The following is a 20,423-nucleotide window of genomic DNA, read 5'->3' on the forward strand; positions in this document are numbered from 1 at the left end:
GCAGGTATCCTGTAAGTACTCAATAATTGCCCTGTAGCCACTGCCTGAGTTTGTGAATCAGGCCACGGTTGCCGGTATCCGCCATACCGGCATCAATCAAGTCGTCCCTTTCGGTAACCGGCCCGACCGGGCCGTGGTCCTGTTTGGCATAATGAAGCAACCCCACACCGGTTGCATGCACCGGATTGCTCAGCTGCTCTTCCAGCCCTCTTATGCCCTGAGGCCTGGCCAGGCGCACCGGCATATGGAAAATTTCTTCTGCCAGTTCAACAGCGCCTTCCATCTTGGCCGTTCCCCCGGTCAGCACGATGCCAGCCGCTACCAAGTCTTCAAACCCGCTACGGCGAAGCTCGGCCTGTATTAGCGTAAACAGCTCTTCATAACGCGGCTCGACCACCTCGGCCAGCGCCTGCCGTGACAGATTGCGCGGCGGACGGTCTCCTACGCTGGGCACCTTGATCATTTCGTCTGCCTGGGCCAGCTGTGCCAGTGCACAGGCGTACTTGATCTTGATTTTTTCGGCATGCGCCGTCGGCGTGCGCAGTGCCATGGCGATATCGTTGGTCACTTGGTCGCCGGCAATCGGAATCACCGCTGTATGGCGAATGGAACCTGCCGTGAACACAGCAATATCAGTGGTACCGCCACCGATATCCACCAGACATACACCCAGATCCTTTTCGTCATCCGTCAATACGGCATGACTGGAAGCCAGTTGCTCCAGCACAACCGCATCCACTTCAAGACCACATCGACGGATACACTTCTCGATGTTCTGTACCGCATTGGTTGCACCGGTCACCAGATGCACGCGTGCTTCCAAACGCACACAGGACATGCCCAGCGGCTCCTTGATGCCTTCCTGATTATCGATCAGATATTCTTGCGGCAGAATATGCAGTATTTTTTGGTCCGCGGGTATAGCAACGGCACGCGCCGCGTCAATAACCCGATCCAAGTCATAATCGGACACCTCCCGATCACGTACGGCCACGATGCCATGAGAGTTGAGGCTGCTGATATGGCTGCCGGCAATGCCGACCGTGACACCGTGTATCTTGCACCCGGCCATCAGCTCGGCTTCTTCCACTGCGCGCTGGATGGAGCTGACCGTCGACTCGATATTGACCACCACACCGCGCTTGAGACCCCGCGACGGCTGCATGCCGACACCCACGATTTCAATGGTGCCTTCGGGGGTCAATTCACCCACCAGACAAACCACCTTAGAAGTGCCGATATCGAGTGCAACGATCATATTGTGTGCTGTCACCATGGTCCCTGAGTCAGACTCTGCAAATGGGCGATTCTTTGCAGGAATATACGCAAAAATCGGGCCAGAAAATTTTGCGCCCGAATTTTAACTGATTAGTGACAAGTATCGCTGCCCAGTGGTCAGAAAATCAACAAGGAACTGCAATTTCCTGCCGGCAAAACTTTGCCGCCTTAAAGCATTTTGCCTTGATTTTCAGCCAGATATTTCCCATCAGACTGCAGCCCCTTGCCGCTATACAAATGTTTTGCCGCCTGAAAAACTGTCAGTGCCTCGCAAGAACAGGGATTAAATAACGCTGATTCATCAGAACTTTATCTTGATTAAACACCTCATATCGACGGCAATCAGAATACCCCCATCAGGCTCACCTATTCCTGACGGCCCTGCATCAGGTGCTCGGGCGTAAACGCAACGCAGAAACTGCCCCAGCGACGTCCGCCGACATGTAAGGGAACCGAGAGCGAATTCAGGATCTCGCCGGTATCACGAATAAAGGTCTGCAGCAGAAACGGCGCGTCATGATTGGCACGGCGCTTCTCGGCCCGCGTGCCATTATAGATACGACGGTGACGGCTTAAGGCATTGTCAGTCTCGAAATCACCGGTCAGCGGTCGGGAAATCTTGCTATTGTGCGCCGGACAATAGCTGTTCAGGTCAAATGCAGACGCGATCATGAAGGCATCGTTTTCCTGCACACAGCGATCATACAGTGGCTGCAGGCGGCGTTCGAAACGATCGACGTAGCCGGTATCGTACTTCTCCGGCAGCTGTCCCGGATTGGTGCGCACATAATGCGTATCGAACAGGTCGACCCCTTCGCGGGCCAGGGCTTCCAGCTCCGCCTCGGCCTGGTGCGCCCAGGCCTGGGTTGCCTTGATGATCTGTTCGAAGCCGCCGTAGCCGATGGTAAAGCGTGACAGCAACGCCTGCATCTCCTCGGTGGCCCCGTCCAGCTCCTGCGAATAACGCGTTGACAGGCTCATCTCTTCACGGATGCTGTCGGCCAGACGCGTGATATCCGAAACCTGCTCATGGCTGCTCTGGTTGGAATAAGACAACTCCTCACTGGCGGCACTGATCTCGTTCAGCTGGCTGCCCAGTGCTTCGAAGTCAGCCACAAGCACCTGAAAGCGGCTGCTGGTATCGCTGATGAAGCGGTCGGTATCACTGACACTGTGCAGAATCTGGTCGGCACCGGCCCGAGTCGTGTCAACCAGTGACACCATTTCATTGACTCGGCTGTCAATTTCAACCGTGGCCGTACTGACTTTCTGTGACAGATTGCGCACTTCATCCGCTACTACCGCAAACCCGCGCCCGGCCTCACCGGCACGCGCCGCTTCGATGGAAGCATTGAGCGCCAGCAGGTTGGTCTGCTCCGAAAACCCCTGCACCAGCGACAAAATGTCGATGATACTGGCCGAGTTCTCCGCCAGCTGCTCGACCACCTGCTGAAACTCGCGCATCCGGGTTTCCATGGCCGCGACCTGCTCGCTCACACGTTGAAGCTCTTGCGTGGAGGCCTTGACCTCATCCAGGTTGTGGCCGTTGCGCTCGGCGATTCTTTGCGTGTGACCAGCAATTTCTTCAATGGCGGAGGTCGACTCCTGGCTGGCCTGAAACACGGCCTGCGCCTTGGCAACCTGCTCTTCGGCTGATTGGCCCGCTTTGAGTACAACCTGCTGCAGCTGACTGGCACTCAGTGACACCTGGACGCTGCGCTGGCGGGTGTCGGCAATCATCTGCTTGAGACTGTCGGAGAAGTGGTTGTAACTCCGGGCCATGTGCGCAATTTCATCATGCGTGTGGGCCGGCAGTGTGGCTGATATATCACCATCACGATGCTTGACCGCGCCGAGCACCTGGGTCATGTCATCAATCGGCTTCAGGAAAAGGTGGCGCATGAACAGTAGCGCGAACAGGGCTGCAGCCAGGGTAATCACCAGCATCACGGACGCCAGCCGCCCGCCGATGGCAGCCAGCTCGGTGACGCGCTGTTCAGCCTCGGGAGCCGCACTCAACAACTGGTTGAGTTCGCCCATCGAACTGAACAGCCAGTAGTTCAGGCCGATCAGCACCAGGCTGGGCAGAATCAGAAACAGGACATTACCGAAGATCTTGCGCGTTAGCGTGTGGAAGAAGGTTTTTTCGATCAGCCGGTACAAGCTCATGGGGCAGCACTCTTTTATTGTTATGGCACGACTCCGAAGTCGCCTTTTGCTAACAAAAAGAGTACTTGCAGGCCAACCGGCTGACAAGCGAAAGCGATACATAAATAGTGCAGCCACTTCAAAAAGTGGTAACACCAGGTGGGAGGCCCGACCGGCTTTGGCCGACCGGGCAGCACATCACCAGAAGTAGTACAGGGCACCAATGGACACCACCACCAGCGGCAGCATCACGAACAGCGCTTTCATGTCACCCAACAGGCGCTGAATCACCACCATGTGGATCAACGGGAAGGTGACAAACAGGCAGCTGACCGGAATCCACCAGTCAAGATGGCGTACCCCATAGGCCAGGGCGCCTATCAGCGTCAGCGCGCCCAGATTACCGGCCATCACCACCGCGACCAGACCATTGCGACTGGACATGAATGCCGGTCGCTGGTCCTCCGGCAGCTTGTTCAGTGCACCCGCGCTCAAGGCCGCCGACATGGACACCACACCGGTGACCAGAAACAGATACAAGGCTTCGTACATGCTTACCCTCCATTGACTGAACGGCGATTGTACAAGACCGCGTCGGTTTTCGTTACCGGAATCTGTGCCGATTCCGCCATCCCTGTTAATCTAGCGCCCTGCCTTTGGAGGGATCCATGTATCTGTTTACACGACTTAAAGTTGAACTTTACCGACACCTGAAAGCACTCAGCTGGCAGGGACTGCTGATCATCCTGGCGACCTACCTGCTGCTGAGCTGGGGCCTGCTGTGCCTGGCTGATGAAGACGCCCTGACCGGTCAGGACTTTCTGTACTGGATGGTGGTCACCGCTTCGACCGTCGGGTACGGCGACCTGTCGCCCTCGACGCAGGCCGGACGCTGGTTGACCGCCCTGTTCATCATTCCGGCTGGGCTCAGCCTGTTTGCCGTCACCATCGGCCGGGTTGCGGCCTTCAGTGCACATCAATGGAGAAAAGGAATCATGGGACTCAAGCAACTGAACCTGGATGATCATATTCTGGTGATTGGCTGGGACGGCAAGCGCACCCCGCAGCTGATCAAGCTGTTGCTGCTGGAAGCGGCCCAGCACCGCAAGCGCCGCGTCTGCCTGTGCGTGACCGATGAACTGGAAAACCCGCTGCCCGGTGAAATCGATTTTGTGCGTACCGAGAGCTATAACCAGGACGCGGACATGGACCGCGCCTGCATCACCAGGGCATCCAGCATCGTCATCGATACCCCGAGTGACGACCAGACCCTGGTCTGCGCCCTGTACGCCTGGCAACGCAACCCCAAGGCCCAGATCATCGCCTACTTCCGTGATGAAAGCATCGGCCACCTGCTGCAGCATCACTGCCCGTCCGTTGAATGCGCCCCCTCGGTATCGGTCGAAATGATGGCCAAGGCCACTATGGATCCGGGCTCAACACGTCTGCATCAGCAACTGCTCAACGCCTCCGACGGTATGACTCAGTTCTCGATCCTGTACCCTGCACAGGCACCGGCAATCCGCTTCGACCAGCTGTACGGCCCGATGAAAATGCAGTACCAGGCCACCGTGCTGGGCGTACAGCGCCCCGGGGATGCACACCTGACCCTAAACCCGCCTCTGGACATGCCGGTCGAGCCCGGTGCGTTGCTATATTACATCGCCCATCAGCGCATCCATGCCATTGATTGGCAGCAACTGCAGCAGTCCGGCGCGTAGATGATAGAATGCATTTTTTCATTAGCTGTTTCAGGTAGTATCCGCCATGCCCGATTTTCTGGTTGACGAAGCCATTGAAGACTACGCCTTTGTAAACACCCGCGCCGAGCCGCCGCTGCTGCAGGAGCTGATCGATCAGACCAACCTCAACATGGGCTGGCCGCAGAAGCTGTCCGGTCGCCTGGTGGGGCGCACGTTGAAAATGCTGGCGGCGCTGGTGCAGCCGAAGCAGGCCCTGGAGATCGGCATGTTCACCGGCTACTCGGCGCTCTCCATTGCCGAAGGCATGCCCGAGGATGGCAAGCTGATCTGCTGTGAGACCAACCCGCGCGCCATCGAATTCGCCAAGGGCTTCTACGACCGCAGTGAGCATGGCCACAAGATCGAAGTGATCTTCGGCCGAGCACTGGATACGCTGGAAACACTGGACGTTGAACTCGACTTCACCTTTATCGACGCCGACAAGCGCAATTACCTCAACTACTATGAGCGCGTCAAAGAGATGACACGCCCCGGAGGGCTGATCGTGCTGGACAACGTGCTCTGGTCCGGCAAGGTGGTACAGCCCGAATCGGATATCGACGACATTCTGGTTGAAACCAACCATCGCATCGCCAACGATCCGGATGTGGAAAACGTCTTTCTCACCGTGCGCGACGGCCTGAACGTGGTGCGCAAGCTCGGCTGAGGTTTATCCAGACGGGGAGCACCGGGAGGATTGCAGATGCGCAAGGGACTGATTGCTCTGCTGCTGACACCATTATTGGTACTGGGGCTGGCCTGGCTGGCCCTGCCCTGGGGGGCCGAATACCTGTTGCAGCGGTGGCTGCAGGAGCAGGGGTTCGAGCGCCCGGTGCTGACACTCCGCCACCCCTCATGGCAGCGCCTGCAGATTGACCACTTCAGTGTCCGTCAGAACCGGGACGGACTGCAGATGACACTGAGCGTCGACCATGTCGATATCCGTTTCCAACCGCTGGAGCTGTTGCAAGGCAGCCTGCAGGAACTGCGCGTCCAACAGGCCCGCCTGACCCTGAACGGCACGTCCACGGCCCCGACCGACTCCGGCAGCAGCGACCTTGCGCTGACGCCTCTGGATCCACAACAGCTGTTTCAGTACGCCCCCTCTCGCCGCCTGGTGATTGCTAGCCTGACTGTCAGCCGACAGCAGCCCGACCAGCCGACCTGGTCGGTACAGGGCAATCTCGACCTTGAACCCGAACTGCTGCAAAGCCGTCTGCACCTGACCCGCAACCAGTCGCCATTGGGCTATCTTGACCTGAGCCTGGACCCGGCTCTCAACCTGAGCTTGAGTCTGAGCCACCGAAATCGTTACCTGTTGCGCAGCTCGCATCAGCTGCAGCCCGCCGAGGATCACTGGCAGCTGCAATCCAACCTGCGCCTGAATGCCGATGCTCTGCAGGACTGGCAGACCCTGCTGCCGCCCGCGTGGCAACCGACGCTGGCGCGCCTGTCAGGCCACCTGCTGTTGAGCAACCGCCTTTATCTGCCCGCCATGCTGCCCATGCAGCCACCGGCATTGCTCAATGCACTCAAGGCCCATGCGAGCGTTCAAGGCACTGTTGAAATGGCGGATGGCCCCGGGGTTGAGTCCGTTCGGGCCAGCCTGAGCCTGCAAGCCGACTGGCAGCAAGGCCGTTTCAGTCTGAGAATCGACGACAGCAACCAAGCCCGCATCAGCGGTTTGGGCCGGGACACCGCATCGGGCCTGAAACAGGCCGACCTGGCGCTGAGCCATCCCTGGTCGGTAGAAGGCCACTGGCAACAGCCCGACCAATGGCGGCACGGCCCCCTGCAACTGACACTGGCCAGCCATGGCCTGCGGACACCGGCACCGGCGGCCATCACTCTGGCCCCAGTCAGTCTGACGCTGTCCGCCGGAGAGCTGCTGCGCGACACCTATGCCGTTCAGCTGCAACTGCCCCAAATACAGCTGCGCCCCGATGGCCTGGCACCACTGCAGCTGGCCATGAATACACACCTGAAACTGGCACCGGCAACCGGCAAGGTGCAGATTCAGGCATCCCTGAGCAGCCCCGACCTGCCCCTTAAACCCCGCATCCATGGCTGGCTGACACCGGACTTTAGCGGCCGCTTCGATCTGACGCTGCCGGCAGCCGCGCTTGACCGGCTCTACCCGGCACTGCGGCCCTGGCTGCCCGCCAAACTTGCACCGCTGCAGATCACCGCCGGGCAGCTCGGCATGACCGGACAGCTGCAACTGCAACAGGGCGCTTGGACGCTGAATGCCCGCCCTGATATTCAAGATACCAACCTGGTCTGGGATGAGCACACCCGGGTACACGACCTGAGCCTCGTCCCTCAGCTAACACTGAACCAGGATGGTGCCTTGCGCGTGCAGGGCTCGGCTGCAGTAGAGCATACCGACAGCGGCGTGCGCGTTTTCGGCCCCGAACTGGACTTCGATTTCCGCCGTTCCGCCACCGGACAAACCCGCCTGACCCTGTCTTCGTTCAGTCTGTCGGTGCTGGACGGCATCATTGCGGTACCGGCACTGGACTTTGACCCGCAACATCCGGCCATCAACACCCGTATCGCCGTTTCGGCGCTGGAACTGGAGCGCATGCTGGCCCTGTATCCGCAGCAGGGGCTCTATGGAAGTGGCGTTCTGGGGGGCGCCCTGCCCATTGAGCTGGAAGGCACCCGCCTGCATATCCGTGGAGGCCAGCTGATTAGCCAGGGAGAAGGCGGTGTCATTCGCTATCAGGCCTCGCCCGAGATCGCCCTGATGGGTCAGCAAAACCCGGGCATAGCCTTGGCACTGGGTGCCCTGACAGATTTTCGCTTCGACCTTCTGGACCTGACCCTGGACTACGCCCCCGATGGCACCACACGGGTACAGGCCCGCTTGAAGGGACAGAACCCTCAGTGGCAACAGGGCCGGCCCGTCGATCTGAACCTCAGCATCGAGGAAAACCTGCTCGATCTGCTGCGTACCCTGCGCCTCACCGATCGCGTCACCAACGCCATTGACCGCCGTTTTCGCCGCTGAAGCCTATTGGTTCGCGTTTTGTTAAGCTAAGCTGCGGCCCAATGGAACCCTGAGCCCTGACCCGCGTCTCACTAGCAAGGCCATGTGAATACAAAACCCAGGAAGGACACCCGATGCAACGCCACCCCTTGACTTCATCCCTCTGCGCGCTGGCGCTACTGCTGGCGGTCGGTTGCACGCCGACCGTTCAGGTCGCCGCGCCCTCCGAGCCGATTACCATCAACCTCAATGTCAAAATCAAGCACGAGATCCTGGTCAAGGTCGACAAGGAAATCGATGACATGCTGGATGAAAACAGCGAACTTTTCTGAGGTACCGATATGACTTTCAAACGTTATCGCATGCTGGCTGCAACACTGCTGGCGCTGATTATCAGCCTGCCGGCATATGCAATCTCACTGGACGACGCCAAGGCACGGGGCCTGGTGGGTGAACGTAGTACAGGCTACCTCGGCATTGTGGCACCAACCGCCGGTGCGGATGTCAAGCAACTGGTCCAGCAGATCAATGCCAAGCGCCGCGCGCTGTACCAGAAAAAGGCCGGCAAGGCCGGAGTGGCCTTGGATGTCATGGAACTGCGCACCGGTCAGCGCCTGCAGCAGATGACACCGTCCGGCCAGTACATTCAAGACGCCAACGGCCGTTGGGTTCGCAAGTGAAGTCCCGCCTTCGCATCGCCGCCGGCATCGCACTGGCATTCCTGCCCGCCGCGGTACAGGCCCAGGAAGTCGACAACAGCTGGACCGCCAACCTGTATTTTGAAAACGACCTGTTCGGCGAAACCGATCAGCAGTACACCAATGGTGTGCGTCTGTCGTGGGTCTCACCGGAACTGGACAGCTTCATTGACGACCCGGGCCTGCCCGACTGGCTGCGCCGCAGCAACCGGCTACTGAGCCCATTGGACCCGGAGCCGGTTCGGCTGGGCAATGATGTCAGCCGCCGCCTGATCGTTACCCTGGGCCAGCAGATCTACACCCCGGCCGATCGTGAACGCCGCACCCTGGACCCTGACGACCGTCCCTACGCGGGCTGGCTCTATGCCGGGTTCGGTTACCATACCCAGACCCGAACACGCATGAACTCACTCGAGGTCAATCTGGGCGTCGTCGGACCGGCATCGCTGGCTCAAGAGGCACAAGACTTCATTCATGACCTGCGCGGGTTCAAGAAATTCAACGGCTGGGACAACCAGCTCGAGAACGAACCCGGCCTGCAGCTGGTGTATGAGCACAAGTACCGCTGGCTGCGACAGGATCTGGGTAATTACTGGGAACAGGAAGCGATCCTGCATGGCGGCGGTAGCCTGGGCAACGTGGCGACCTATCTCAACGCCGGGATCGAGTACCGCATCGGCAAGCACCTGCCCCATGACTTCGGCACCTCGGCGCTGCGCCCAGGCGGCGACAACAGTGTTCCCGGACGCGGCGATCCGCGCTTTCGACATGACTGGGGTATCCACGGTTTCGTTTCGCTGGATGGCCGTTACATGGCTCGTGACATCTTCCTCGATGGCAACACCTGGCGCGACAGCCACAGTGTTGATCGCAAGCCCTGGGTTGCCGATGCCGCCTTTGGCATTGCCGCCACCTGGGAACGCTGGAAACTGTCCTATGCACGGGTCTACCGGACACCCCAATTTGAAAAGCAGACCGGCAGTCACAACTTCGGCTCCTTGGCGATGTCATATACGTTCTAGGGTTTTGTCCGAAAACGGCTGACGTAACCGATTCCGCTTGTTAGTATTTTATTTTTATACTGCGACGATAGTTGACCCACAATGACTCACGAACCGCTTAGCCTGCTGTTGGTCGATGACAGCCGTATTGCCCGCTTGAGCCTCAAGCGCCAGCTCGAGTCTCTTGGCCTGAGCCTTGAACTGCACGAAGCCGACTCGGCTGACAGTGCCGAAGAACAGCTCCAGCAACATCCGGTTCAAGTGGCATTGATCGACTTCAATATGCCCGGACGCGATGGTCTGGAACTGGCTGAAAGCCTGAAGCAGCAGTATCCACAGCTGCGCATGGCTCTGGTAACTGCCAATATTCAGGATGCGCTGGCCAAGCGAGCCCGGGAACTGGGCATGACTTTCCTGCCCAAGCCGACAACGGCCGAGCAATTACGTGCCTTCATCCAACAGGACCTCTGAATGGATCTTTTCAACGCTGATGAACACGACCTGATTGTCGAGTTGATGAACCTGGGGGTTGGCCGCGCCGCTAGCGCCCTGTCGCAGCTGGTCAGTGACGAGGTTTTGCTGTCGGTGCCCCGGCTTGAGTTTATCTCAGTGCCCGAGGCTCAACGTGCCTTCCATGACGACCTTCCGCCCTTCTTGGCTGGAGTGATGCAGAATTTCGAGGGTTTCATCAACGGCCGCGCCGCCCTGCTGTTCCCTGAGGCACGCAGCCTCGAGCTAGTCAACGCCATGATAGGTGAAGACTTGTCAGCCGACGAAATTTCCGAGCTTGAGCATGAAACCCTGGCCGAGCTGGGCAACATTCTGCTCAACCACTGCCTGGCCACGCTGGCCAACCAGCTCAAGCAGCAGGTACAAACCGATATTCCGCTGGCTTTCAACATCAGCGCCGACGAGCTTCCTGGCACGCTTAATCTGTACCAGGGTGATACCGAAAACACACTGGTCATGCTGGTGCAGATCGACTTCAGTCTGCGCAACAGCGCCTTGCGCGGCTACCTGGCCTTCATCATAGACCTGCACTCGGCCGACACCTTCGTGACCGCATTGAGAGCTTACCTTGCCGAACTCCTCTGAACTGTCAGGCGCCTGCCTGTCTGACATTCTTGACAATCTGGACTGTACCGACCTGCTACACAGCCTGGACGGCGGCGTGTTGCTGCTGGATGCCCGGTGCCGCATCATCTTCTGCAACCGCTGGTTCATACGTCATACCGGATTTAAGGAAGCCGCGCTGCTGGGGCGGACGCTGGCCGAACTGTACCCCAACCAGCTGCCGCTACCCTTGCAGGATGCAATCGAAACCGCCTGCCATCAGCGCATGGGACGCATCCTGTCCTATCAGCTGCACAAACGACTGCTGCCGCTGCAACGCCGTTCACCCAGCGGTGAACTGCGCCCGCTGCACCAGTCCATCCTGATCAAGCCGCTGAGCCAAAGCGACCTGACGCTGATCCAATGCCTGGACATCACCAATGCCGTCAAGCGCGAGCAGCACCTGCGCGCTGGCGAGCGGATTCTCAAGCTTGAACGCAAGGTACTGGAACTGATTGCCCAAGGTGATGCACTGGACAATGTGCTGAATGAGATCTGCGCGACTGTCGAGCAGCTGATTCCGGATGCCACCACAGCGATCATGCTGCTGGATGAAGAGCAAGAGCTGCTGAGCATCAAGAGTGCCCCCAGCCTGCCGCAGGCCCTACTGGACAGCGAGCGCGGCCTGGACCTCGGCAATTCCGCCACCACCTGTATTCGTGCCGTGCAGATGCGCGCGCTGGCCATTACCCCCGATGTGCATCGGGACGACGGCTGGCAGGACCGCCTGGCCCTGGCCACTCAGCTGAACATCGCTGCCTGCTGGGCACAGCCCATTGTCGCCGCTTTTGACGAAGTCGTGGGCGTATTCTCCTGCTACCCACAACGGGCCGGCTCCCCCAGCGAGCACGAACGCCAACTGCTGCAACGCATGGCTCACCTGGCCGCGATTGCACTGGAACGGCATCGCCGTGTTGAGCGCATTCGCTTCCTCGCCATGCATGATCCGCTGACCGGGTTGCCCAACCGCAGCCTGCTGAACGAGCATCTGGGACGCAACCTGCGCCGTGCCCACCGCGAAGGCAACCAATTTGCATTGATGTTCATCGACCTGGACGGCTTCAAGCAGATCAACGACTTCCACGGCCATGATGCCGGTGATGATCTGCTGTCGGTCCTGGCAGGCCGCATCACCGGCCAGCTGCGCGGCACCGATACCTGTGCCCGTATCGGCGGTGATGAGTTCGTGGTGATGCTGGAAACCGTCCACTCCGCCGATGCTGCGGAGCTGGTGGCCGACAAGCTGCTCACATGCCTGAGCACGCCGGTACAGCGGGGCCAGCAACAACTGAGAGTGTCCGCCTCCATCGGGATCGCCCTGTACCCCGATGACGGTAGCAGCGCCGACGCCCTGCTGACCCGGGCGGATGACGCCATGTATCAAGCCAAGGCCGAAGGCAAGAATCGCTGGTACCGCATCCGTTGATGCGGGACAGCCTTTCAGCGTGGTGCGGCCGTGATCAGCCCCGGTATATCTGCCAGCGCCACCTCACGTTCGACCGCGCCCAGCCGGAAGGCCTCCTTGGGCATGCCGTAGACCACGCAGCTGGCCTCGTTCTGCCCTAATGTCGCCGCGCCTGCCTGACGCATTTCCAATAGCCCGCGAGCACCGTCATCCCCCATTCCGGTCATGATGATCCCCAGTGCGTTGGGCCCCGCAGCACCCGCGACCGAGCGGAAGAGCACATCTACCGACGGCTTGTGCCGACTGACCACCGGGCCGTCTCGCACCTCAACCCGGTACTGAGCGCCGCTGCGCCGCAGCATCATGTGCAGTCCACCCGGCGCAACCAGCACCTGCCCCGGCATGACGCGATCGTTATTCTGCGCCTCGCGCACACTGACCTGGCAGACATGATTCAGCCGTTCGGCAAAAGCACGTGTAAACTGCGCCGGCATGTGCTGTACCACAATGATTCCCGGTGCATCCACCGGCAAGCGTGTCAGTACCTGCTCCAGCGCCTGGGTGCCACCGGTGGATGTACCGATGGCCACCACCCGGTCGGTGGTCTGAAACAGCTTGCCCGCCTGGGTTTTAGGCAACATGGAGTCGGCACTGAGCTTAGGCGACGCCTCGACAGCGACTGTTCGTGCCACGGAGCGACAGGCCGCAGGGCGCGACACCGCCGCCGCCTTGATAGCGGTAATCAGTTCCTGCCGGGACTGCTGTAAGAACTGCTTGAGCCCGGCCTTGGGCTTGGTAATGATCTCGACGGCTCCGGCCGCCATCGCCTGTAGCGTGGTATCGGCACCGCGCTCGGTCAGCGTGGAACAGATCACGACCGGCGTGGGGCGCTCGGCCATGAGTTGCTTGAGAAAGGTGATGCCGTCCATACGTGGCATTTCAATATCCAGAATGATCACGTCCGGCCACTGCTGCTGCATCTTGCGGCGGGCAAAAATGGGGTCGGACGCCGTCCCCATGACATGAATGCCACTGACACCGTCCAGCTGGGATACCAACACTTGGCGAACGACTGCCGAATCATCCACGATCAGCACATTAATCGGCATGTTTCTCCCCTGCCCTGTCCATGTGTTCAATCTTCAAAAAAGGTGACACTGCCGCCTTTCGCCTCAGTCTGCTCCTGCAGCCGGCGGTCGAGGTAGGTTGCCTCCTTGCGAGCAACATCACGGCGCTCGGCTCCCCCCAGCAATTTCACATACACCGCAAAATCACGCCCGTGAAAGCGTAACTGGCGACCATTGAAACCACCCAGATCGGATGCTACCAGTGGAATGCCTTCCTGCTCCAGGAAGTGACGAATAAAGCGCGTGTTCATGTCGCCCACGGCAAACCGGCCACCACTGTGATGCGATAGTACATTGGCGCCCCCGAACGCTTTGGCCTGCAGATGCCGCCGCTCGGCGCCCTGTTTGAGCATGGCATTGATCAGCAACTCCATGGCATGCACACCATAGCGACCGGCGGCTGATTCAAGCGCCGGCCGCGCCCGCGAACTCTGGCTGGCCAACAGAAAGTGGTTCATGCCAAACACGCCCGATACCGGGTCAAACAGACAAGCCGCCACACAGGACCCCAGCAGCGTAGTGATCACCAGTTCAGGATCGCGGCTGACCTGCACTCCGCCGGGCAACAGATTGACACGTTTTGCATCAAGCATCCGCAGCGCCGCACTTACGATAAATGGAGGGTTTGACCATGCGCAGCTCGGGAGAGATACCGTGCAGGGTTTCCGAATGACTGGTCAGAATATGCCCCCCCGGCTTGAGCTGGGCAATGACCCGTTTGACCACCTCATGCTTGGTGGGCTGGTCAAAGTAGATCATCACATTGCGAATGAACACCAGATCAAAGCGACCAATGGCCGGCAGACTGGCGGTCAGATTGATTTGGCGAAACTCGATGCCCCGCTTGAGGCGCCGGTCGATGGCAAAGTTGCCCGCTTGGGCACCAATGCCCTGCAGACAGTAGCGCTTGAGCAGGCGCTCGGGAATGGACCGGTTATCAACCTCGGGGTAGATGCCACGACGTGCCTGCTGCAGCATGCGACTGCTGATATCCGAGCCCAGCACTGACCAGCGGCCGGTCCCCAGCACATCATCCAACACCATGGCCAGGGTGTAGACCTCTTCACCGGACGAGGATGCCGCACACCAGACCCGACAATGTTCGGGATTTTGACGCCGTACCAGGTCCGCCAGAAAGGTGAAGTGGGCCGGCTCACGAAAGAAGTGGGTCTCGTTGGTCGTCAGGTGATCAATCATCACCTGCAGCTCGTCCGGGTGCTCAGTCCCCGTGACCAGCTTGTAGTACTGGCCGAAGCTGTGCAGCCCGTAATACTGGAGGCGACGATTGAGCCGGGTGGCCAGCATCACCTTCTTGCGCTCACTGAGATGAATGCCCGCGTGCGCGTACAACAGGCGGGCAAACTTGCCGAACTCGGCATCGTTGATCGCGGTCATTCAGCCGGCATCCGCTCCGAAGACCGGTCGTCATCGCCCAGGTGCACAGACAGCTCACTGACACTCAGCACCCGTGCCAGGTCCAGCAACACAATGAAACGACCATCCAGCTGCGCCATGTGGCGGATAAACGACTGCCGAATGCCGGCGCCGAACTCGGGGGCGGGCTGAAACTGGTCCGCTTGTATCTCGACGATTTCATTGACCTCCTGGGCCAGCATCCCCATCACCTGCCACTCGCCCTCGACCTCAATCTGCACCACCAAAATCACGGTACGCCGGTCCAGCTCGGTTGGAGTCTCGTGAAAGCGCTGCGCCAGGTCGATGACCGGCGCCACGTTGCCGCGCAGGTTCATCACCCCGCGCACGGCCGCCAACGCCATGGGCACACGCGTCATCTGTGTGACTTCGATGATCTCCTTGATATCGAGAATATTCACGGCGTACCGTTCGCCCAGCACCTGAAAAGTCAGGTACTGGTCGCTGCCGGTGGCCTCGGCGACCACCTGTTCCGTGTTAGCCATCGCCACCACCTCAGTAACGCTTGAACTCGCCGTCGCTGTAGTCGTCTTCATCGGCGGCACTGTCCTGCTGCGCCCGGTAACCGGACTGAGGCTTGTGCGCCGGTGCGCGGGAGCGCTTCTGCGAGCCACCATCCAGCTGGAAGAAGGCCACCGCATCCAGCAGAGCCTCCGCCTGGCTGCTCAGCTCTTCAGCCGTTGCCGCCAGCTCTTCAGAAGACGACGCATTCTGCTGCGTGACGCTGTCCAGCTGCGACATCGCACTGTTGATCTGGTCGATACCGGCGGCCTGCTCCTCGGAAGATGCCGTAATTTCCTGGACCAGGTCAGCGGTTTTCTGAATGCTCGGCACCATCTGCTGCAGCAGCTTGCCGGCATCTTCAGCGATGGACACGCTGTTGGTAGCCAGCTCATTGATTTCCTGGGCTGTCACACGGCTGTTCTCGGCCAGCTTACGCACTTCGGCAGCGACCACAGTGAACCCCTTGCCGTGCTCACCGGCACGGGCGGCTTCAATCGCAGCGTTCAGAGACAGCAGGTTGGTCTTGTAGGCGATGTCCTCAATCAGGCCGATCTTGTTGGCAATCTCCTTCATGGCCACCACTGTGCGCTGCACGGCTTCACCACCACGCTCGGCTTCACCGGAGGCCTGGGTGGCCATCTGGTCGGTAACACGGGCATTTTCGGTGTTTTGCTGAACCGATGCATGCAGCTGCTCGACGGAGGATGTAGTCTCCTCGACACTGGCGGCCTGCTCGGTGGCCGCCTGGCTGATGGACTGCGCCGAGGCGTTCAGCTCGTTGGAGGCACTGGCCAGGCTGTCGGCCCCACCGCGCACCTGCTCAATGGTGTTGGTCAGGTTGTCCACCATGTGGATCATGGCCCGGTACACGCCGGTTGCCTGATCACGATTCTTGAACTCGATCTGCAGGTCACCTTCGGCAATACGACTGGCGATGACTTCCATGTCGGCCGGCTCACCACCCAGCGGGCGCTTGATAATCCGTACCAGGAACCAGGACAGGAAGATGCCCACGACCACGGCGATTACGGAGATCCAGATGACCAACTGCACGGTACGGCTATTCTCGGCATCCAGACGCTGCCCCAGGGTACCCTGGTCAGCAATCACCGACAGCTTCACCTCTTCAGTGGCGTTGGCAATCACCGGGCCGATGCGGTGCATTTCATCCAGTGCGGTATCACGCTGCCGTGACGCCAGGTCCATACCATCCAGTGCCTCGGCATAAGCCTCCATGGCCACGCGGAAGTCGCGCAGCTCGGCACGCTGACGCGAATCCAGCGGCTGTCGTTCCAGGTCGCTCAGGTGCGAAGCAACGTTTTCGTCCAGCTCGCGGTGAGCACGCTCGGCTTCTACACGTTCACCGGTATTAATGAACTTGAGGGCCGATAGACGCGCCAGCAGCAGCGACTCCTGCACGCGACCGCCCAGGTAGACGGCGCGGGTATTGCCTTGCTGTTCAGCCTGCTCGATGAACTCGGTCATCAGCTGACGCATTTTCAAACCCTGTACATTGAACACCTCATCCAGCAGCTGGCCGCGCTTCTTCACGCTGCGCTCAACATCCTCGAAGGCTTCTTCGTAAGCATCGATTTCCTGCGCAATCAGGGTGATCTTGGCCGCGCGCTCAGGCTTCTGAATCTCGCGTCTGGCGTCTTCCGTCAGCTCCTTAAGCAGCGCAAAGCGTTCATCAAAGGTTTCCAGGGACTCTTCGGAAAAGTCTACCAGGTAACGATTGGCTTCCATCTCCACCATCAACATGTTGGCTTGCACCCGACCGGCCAAGTTGGCATCGCGGGCCAGATCACGGTACTCGCCAAAGCCGCCAACGGCACTGCTCAGCCCCAGATAGGCAGTGATGGAGACGATCAGCAGCAGCACCAGCACGGCGGCATAGCCAATGCTGATCTGCATGCTCAGTTTCAGTTTATTGAACATAGTCTTGCCCTGTTTCCTGAGGTTGTCTCAATGATTGGAGTGTGCCGCCTGAGGCACGCTGTCTGAAAGTTGCTCGGCGATGGCGCCGGCCTGCTCAATTTCGTGCTGCTCCAGTATTCGTGATACATCCAGCAGAATGATGAACAGCTGATCCACCTGTGCCATGGCCTGAATGAACCGAGTATCAGCCTGATCACCGAAAGAGGGCGGCGGCTTCACATGATCGTCCGTGATATCGATGATTTCACGCACTTCATCGACCAGAAGCCCCAGTATCTGCTGTACGTCATTCCGCTCGATGCTCACCAGCACCACACAGCTGCGCTTGGTCAAATCACTGAGGCCATTGCCCAGCTTGGCAGTCAAATCGATGACCGGCACGACACCGCCCCGCAGGTTGATGACGCCGCGAATGAAATCGGGGGTCTTGGGGACCCGCGTCAGCGCGCTGATCTCGATGATTTCGTTGACCTGCATGATGTCGACCGCAAACAGTTCATCCCCCGATACAAAGGTCAGAAACTGACCGCCATGAAGCGCATGTTGCACGGTTTTGTCTGTCATCCATTTTCCCCCGTCAGTGCAGCTGCATCTGTGCCGTGGCGGCTTGGATCAGCCCCTGCACGTCCAGAATCAACGCCACTTCACCGCTGCCCAGCACGGTTGAGCCACTGATGCCCCTGAAACCGCTGAAAATGCGCCCCAACGGCTTGATCACCGTTTGCAACTCGCCATGTAGGGTGTCCACCACAAAACCGGCCTTATGATGACCGATGCGCACGATCACCAGGCTTTCACGGCGGTGATCGTCATGGCAGTGCGGTATCTGCAGAAATTCCGCCAGACTCAGATAAGGCATCACCTCGCCGCGCAGGTTGACGTAGCGGCGATCTTCATCCACTTGCCAGGCCGTCGCTTCCATCTCCACACACTCTTCTACCATGGACAGCGGAATGATATAGCGCTCGCCCCGGGCGCTTACCATGAAGCCGTCGATAATCGCCAGCGTCAGTGGCAAATGAATGGTCACGGTGGTTCCTGTACCCGGTTCGCTGTCGATATCAATGATGCCGCGCAGCGCATCGATGTTGCGTCGCACCACATCCATGCCGACACCGCGGCCGGACAGGTTGCTGGCCTTGTCCTTGGTGCTCAGCCCCGGGGCAAAGATCAACTGGTAGATTTCCTTGTCCGTCAGTACCTGGTCCGGTTTCACCAGGCCGATGGCTTCGGCCTTGGCCCGAATCCGAGTGGCGTCCAGGCCCGCTCCGTCATCCCGAATCTGGATGACGATATGGCCCGAATCATGATAGGCGTTCAAGCTGAGGGTACCCTTGGCTGGCTTGCCTGCACGCAAGCGCTCCTGAGGCATCTCGATGCCATGGTCGAGCGAATTGCGCACCAGGTGCGTGAGCGGGTCGGTGATCTTTTCGACCACCGTTTTGTCCAGTTCTGTGTCCCCGCCGGTAATCACTAGCTCAATCTCTTTCTCCATATCCCGGCTAACATCTCGCACCACACGGCGAAAGCGGGAAAAGGTATCACCGATCTGCACCATGCGAAGCTGCAGTGCATTGTCCCGAATCTCTTCAACCAGATGTTCGCTAGCAGCCACCAGCTCGCTCAGCTCGCCCAGTCCCTGCTCTTCCACGCGCAGCTTGACCGCGGCATTGGAGATAACCAGCTCACCGACCAGATTGATCAAGCGCCCCAGTTTGGCCGAATCCACACGAATCAGGCTGGCTTCATGACTGGCCTTCTGCTTGGCCTTTTGCTGCTTGTCCAGCGCCTTATCGACCAGCTCGCGGCTGACTGCCTTCTGCTCGACCAGAATATGACCCACCGGCAGCACCGGTGCTTCGGCTTCTGCCGTCGCCTGCTCAGTTTGCTGCTGCAGAGACCCCGTCAGTTCATGTTCGGTAATGGCCCCAACTGCCAGCAGCATTTCGCCCAGGCGCTGGGTATGATCGTCCGGCAGTTCGTCCATCATCTGCTCAAAGGCACATTCGATCTCGGCCGGCGGCAGTATGCGAATGTCACAGTCGTCCTCGGCAAACTCGAACACTGCCTGGATCTCTTGCTTGCTGGCATCACTGTGGAAGATGATGTCAAAGCCCAGGTAGCAGGATTCGGGATCGAACGCGTCGCTGCCCGGCAGCTGGTCATGGTGCAGGATCAGATCAACCACGTCCCCCAGGTTGCCCAGGTAGCGGATGAATGACACCGGGTCGATTCCGTTACGCAGCGCATCGGGGTGGAACTTCAAGGTTATCAGCCAATGAGGCGGGCCGACCGGCTCCTGCTCCACCACGCCTTCCTGCGCTGCGTCAGCTGCTACAGCCGGCGCCTGCACCTGGCCTGTCAACTGCTCCAGCAGCGTATAGCCATCGGCCAACAGCGTCGCTTCAATCTCGCCGACACCGGTTATCTGCTCGACCAATGCTGCCGTGTGATCCTTACACTGCAGCAGCAGCCCGGCAAGCTCGTCATCCAACGCCCGGCCGCCGCTGCGCACCTGGTCCAGCACGGTTTCGACCGGGTGGGTGAAGTCAACGACAGGGTCAAATCCAAAAATACCGGCCGCGCCCTTGATAGTATGCATGGCACGAAACAGGCTGTTGATCTGCTCTTCGTCACCCGGCTCATCTTCCAGGGCCAGCAGCGCGTCTTCCATTTGCGTCAGCAGTTCTTCCGATTCCTGGATGAACGTCTGGGTCAGGTCATCCATCGGTTTCTGCCTCCTCGGCCGGCATCAGTACACTGCGCAGGCGCAACAGTTGCAGCAGGTCTTCCACACAGGGCGCCGGTGCCGTCAGCACGAAGCGATTATGCAACCGATCCGACGCCTGCTTGAGTGCCAGCAGCAGTTGAATGCCGGCGCTATCCATCTCGCTGACGGCGGACAGATTCATGTCGACGGCCTTGACCTGCGCCAGCAGCGGCTGCAGCTGCTCCCACTGCAAGGCGGCCGTGTAGATCGTCATTTCGTCCTGCACGTCGACAAACGCCGTGCCCTGCTCCTGCCTGATCTCAAGTCCCATAC

General features: G+C 59.5%; 20 protein-coding genes. 9 read left to right on the top strand and 11 right to left on the bottom strand.

What is annotated here, in order from left to right; genetic code table 11:
- Nucleotides 1-19 precede the first annotated feature (19 nt).
- From ftsA to KTN04_RS06330, 3 genes are all read right to left on the bottom strand, one after another.
- Nucleotides 20-1,276 (bottom strand): cell division protein FtsA, encoded by a 1,257-nt coding sequence (gene ftsA / locus KTN04_RS06320; protein WP_217334376.1) that lies wholly within the window; start codon nt 1,274-1,276, stop codon nt 20-22.
- Nucleotides 1,277-1,644: 368 nt separating this feature from the next.
- The gene (locus tag KTN04_RS06325; RefSeq protein ID WP_217334377.1) at nt 1,645-3,447 is read right to left on the bottom strand and encodes a methyl-accepting chemotaxis protein; all 1,803 of its coding nucleotides are present in this window, start codon (nt 3,445-3,447) and stop codon (nt 1,645-1,647) included.
- Nucleotides 3,448-3,624: 177 nt separating this feature from the next.
- Nucleotides 3,625-3,978 carry a hypothetical protein gene (locus KTN04_RS06330; RefSeq protein WP_217334378.1) on the bottom strand — a complete coding sequence of 118 codons (354 nt, stop codon included), beginning with the start codon at nt 3,976-3,978 and terminating at the stop codon, nt 3,625-3,627.
- Between the two features lie 116 nt (nt 3,979-4,094).
- Between KTN04_RS06330 and KTN04_RS06335 the strand changes: the two genes are divergently transcribed.
- The 9 genes from KTN04_RS06335 (at nt 4,095) to KTN04_RS06375 (ending at nt 12,398) form a co-directional block, all read left to right on the top strand.
- The gene (locus KTN04_RS06335; protein ID WP_217334379.1) at nt 4,095-5,147 is read left to right on the top strand and encodes an ion channel; all 1,053 of its coding nucleotides are present in this window, start codon (nt 4,095-4,097) and stop codon (nt 5,145-5,147) included.
- Nucleotides 5,148-5,193: 46 nt separating this feature from the next.
- On the top strand, nt 5,194-5,835 hold the full coding sequence (locus tag KTN04_RS06340; RefSeq protein ID WP_217334380.1) for an O-methyltransferase: 642 nt from the start codon (nt 5,194-5,196) through the stop codon (nt 5,833-5,835).
- A gap of 36 nt (nt 5,836-5,871) precedes the next feature.
- Nucleotides 5,872-8,181, top strand: a complete 2,310-nt coding sequence (locus KTN04_RS06345; protein WP_217334381.1) for an intermembrane phospholipid transport protein YdbH family protein — start codon at nt 5,872-5,874, stop codon at nt 8,179-8,181.
- 113 nt (nt 8,182-8,294) lie between these two features.
- A complete protein-coding gene (locus KTN04_RS06350) occupies nt 8,295-8,492 on the top strand; it encodes a YnbE family lipoprotein (RefSeq protein ID WP_217334382.1) in 198 nt (65 codons plus the stop codon).
- A gap of 9 nt (nt 8,493-8,501) precedes the next feature.
- Nucleotides 8,502-8,840, top strand: a complete 339-nt coding sequence (locus tag KTN04_RS06355; RefSeq protein ID WP_217334383.1) for a YdbL family protein — start codon at nt 8,502-8,504, stop codon at nt 8,838-8,840.
- Complete coding sequence (locus KTN04_RS06360) at nt 8,837-9,880, top strand: lipid A deacylase LpxR family protein (protein WP_328515964.1); 1,044 nt, start codon at nt 8,837-8,839, stop codon at nt 9,878-9,880. Before KTN04_RS06355 ends, KTN04_RS06360 begins: the two co-directional genes overlap by 4 nt.
- Nucleotides 9,881-9,961: 81 nt before the next feature.
- Nucleotides 9,962-10,330 (top strand): response regulator transcription factor, encoded by a 369-nt coding sequence (locus KTN04_RS06365; RefSeq protein ID WP_217334384.1) that lies wholly within the window; start codon nt 9,962-9,964, stop codon nt 10,328-10,330.
- Complete coding sequence (locus tag KTN04_RS06370; RefSeq protein WP_217334385.1) at nt 10,331-10,954, top strand: chemotaxis protein CheC; 624 nt, start codon at nt 10,331-10,333, stop codon at nt 10,952-10,954.
- Nucleotides 10,938-12,398, top strand: coding sequence for a diguanylate cyclase domain-containing protein (locus KTN04_RS06375; RefSeq protein WP_217334386.1), 1,461 nt, complete (start codon nt 10,938-10,940; stop codon nt 12,396-12,398). The genes KTN04_RS06370 and KTN04_RS06375 overlap by 17 nt, the downstream gene beginning before the upstream one ends.
- 14 nt (nt 12,399-12,412) lie before the next feature.
- Here KTN04_RS06375 and KTN04_RS06380 read toward each other — a convergent pair whose 3' ends face one another.
- From KTN04_RS06380 to KTN04_RS06415, 8 genes are read right to left on the bottom strand one after another with little or no spacing between them, the layout of a single operon-like run.
- Nucleotides 12,413-13,486, bottom strand: a complete 1,074-nt coding sequence (locus KTN04_RS06380; RefSeq protein ID WP_217334387.1) for a protein-glutamate methylesterase/protein-glutamine glutaminase — start codon at nt 13,484-13,486, stop codon at nt 12,413-12,415.
- A gap of 26 nt (nt 13,487-13,512) precedes the next feature.
- On the bottom strand, nt 13,513-14,097 hold the full coding sequence (locus KTN04_RS06385; protein WP_217334388.1) for a chemotaxis protein CheD: 585 nt from the start codon (nt 14,095-14,097) through the stop codon (nt 13,513-13,515).
- Nucleotides 14,090-14,899 (bottom strand): CheR family methyltransferase, encoded by an 810-nt coding sequence (locus KTN04_RS06390; RefSeq protein WP_217334389.1) that lies wholly within the window; start codon nt 14,897-14,899, stop codon nt 14,090-14,092. Before KTN04_RS06390 ends, KTN04_RS06385 begins: the two co-directional genes overlap by 8 nt.
- A complete protein-coding gene (locus KTN04_RS06395) occupies nt 14,896-15,423 on the bottom strand; it encodes a chemotaxis protein CheW (RefSeq protein ID WP_217334390.1) in 528 nt (175 codons plus the stop codon). Before KTN04_RS06395 ends, KTN04_RS06390 begins: the two co-directional genes overlap by 4 nt.
- Before the next feature lie 10 nt (nt 15,424-15,433).
- On the bottom strand, nt 15,434-17,380 hold the full coding sequence (locus tag KTN04_RS16800) for a methyl-accepting chemotaxis protein (protein ID WP_254262404.1): 1,947 nt from the start codon (nt 17,378-17,380) through the stop codon (nt 15,434-15,436).
- A gap of 27 nt (nt 17,381-17,407) precedes the next feature.
- Nucleotides 17,408-17,944, bottom strand: coding sequence for a chemotaxis protein CheW (locus KTN04_RS06405; RefSeq protein WP_217334391.1), 537 nt, complete (start codon nt 17,942-17,944; stop codon nt 17,408-17,410).
- Between the two features lie 13 nt (nt 17,945-17,957).
- Nucleotides 17,958-20,108 (bottom strand): chemotaxis protein CheA, encoded by a 2,151-nt coding sequence (locus KTN04_RS06410; protein ID WP_217334392.1) that lies wholly within the window; start codon nt 20,106-20,108, stop codon nt 17,958-17,960.
- A complete protein-coding gene (locus KTN04_RS06415) occupies nt 20,101-20,421 on the bottom strand; it encodes an STAS domain-containing protein (protein WP_217334393.1) in 321 nt (106 codons plus the stop codon). Before KTN04_RS06415 ends, KTN04_RS06410 begins: the two co-directional genes overlap by 8 nt.
- Nucleotides 20,422-20,423: the final 2 nt, after the last annotated feature.

Source organism: Marinobacterium weihaiense (assembly GCF_019061305.1).
GTDB lineage: Bacteria > Pseudomonadota > Gammaproteobacteria > Pseudomonadales > Balneatricaceae > Marinobacterium > Marinobacterium weihaiense.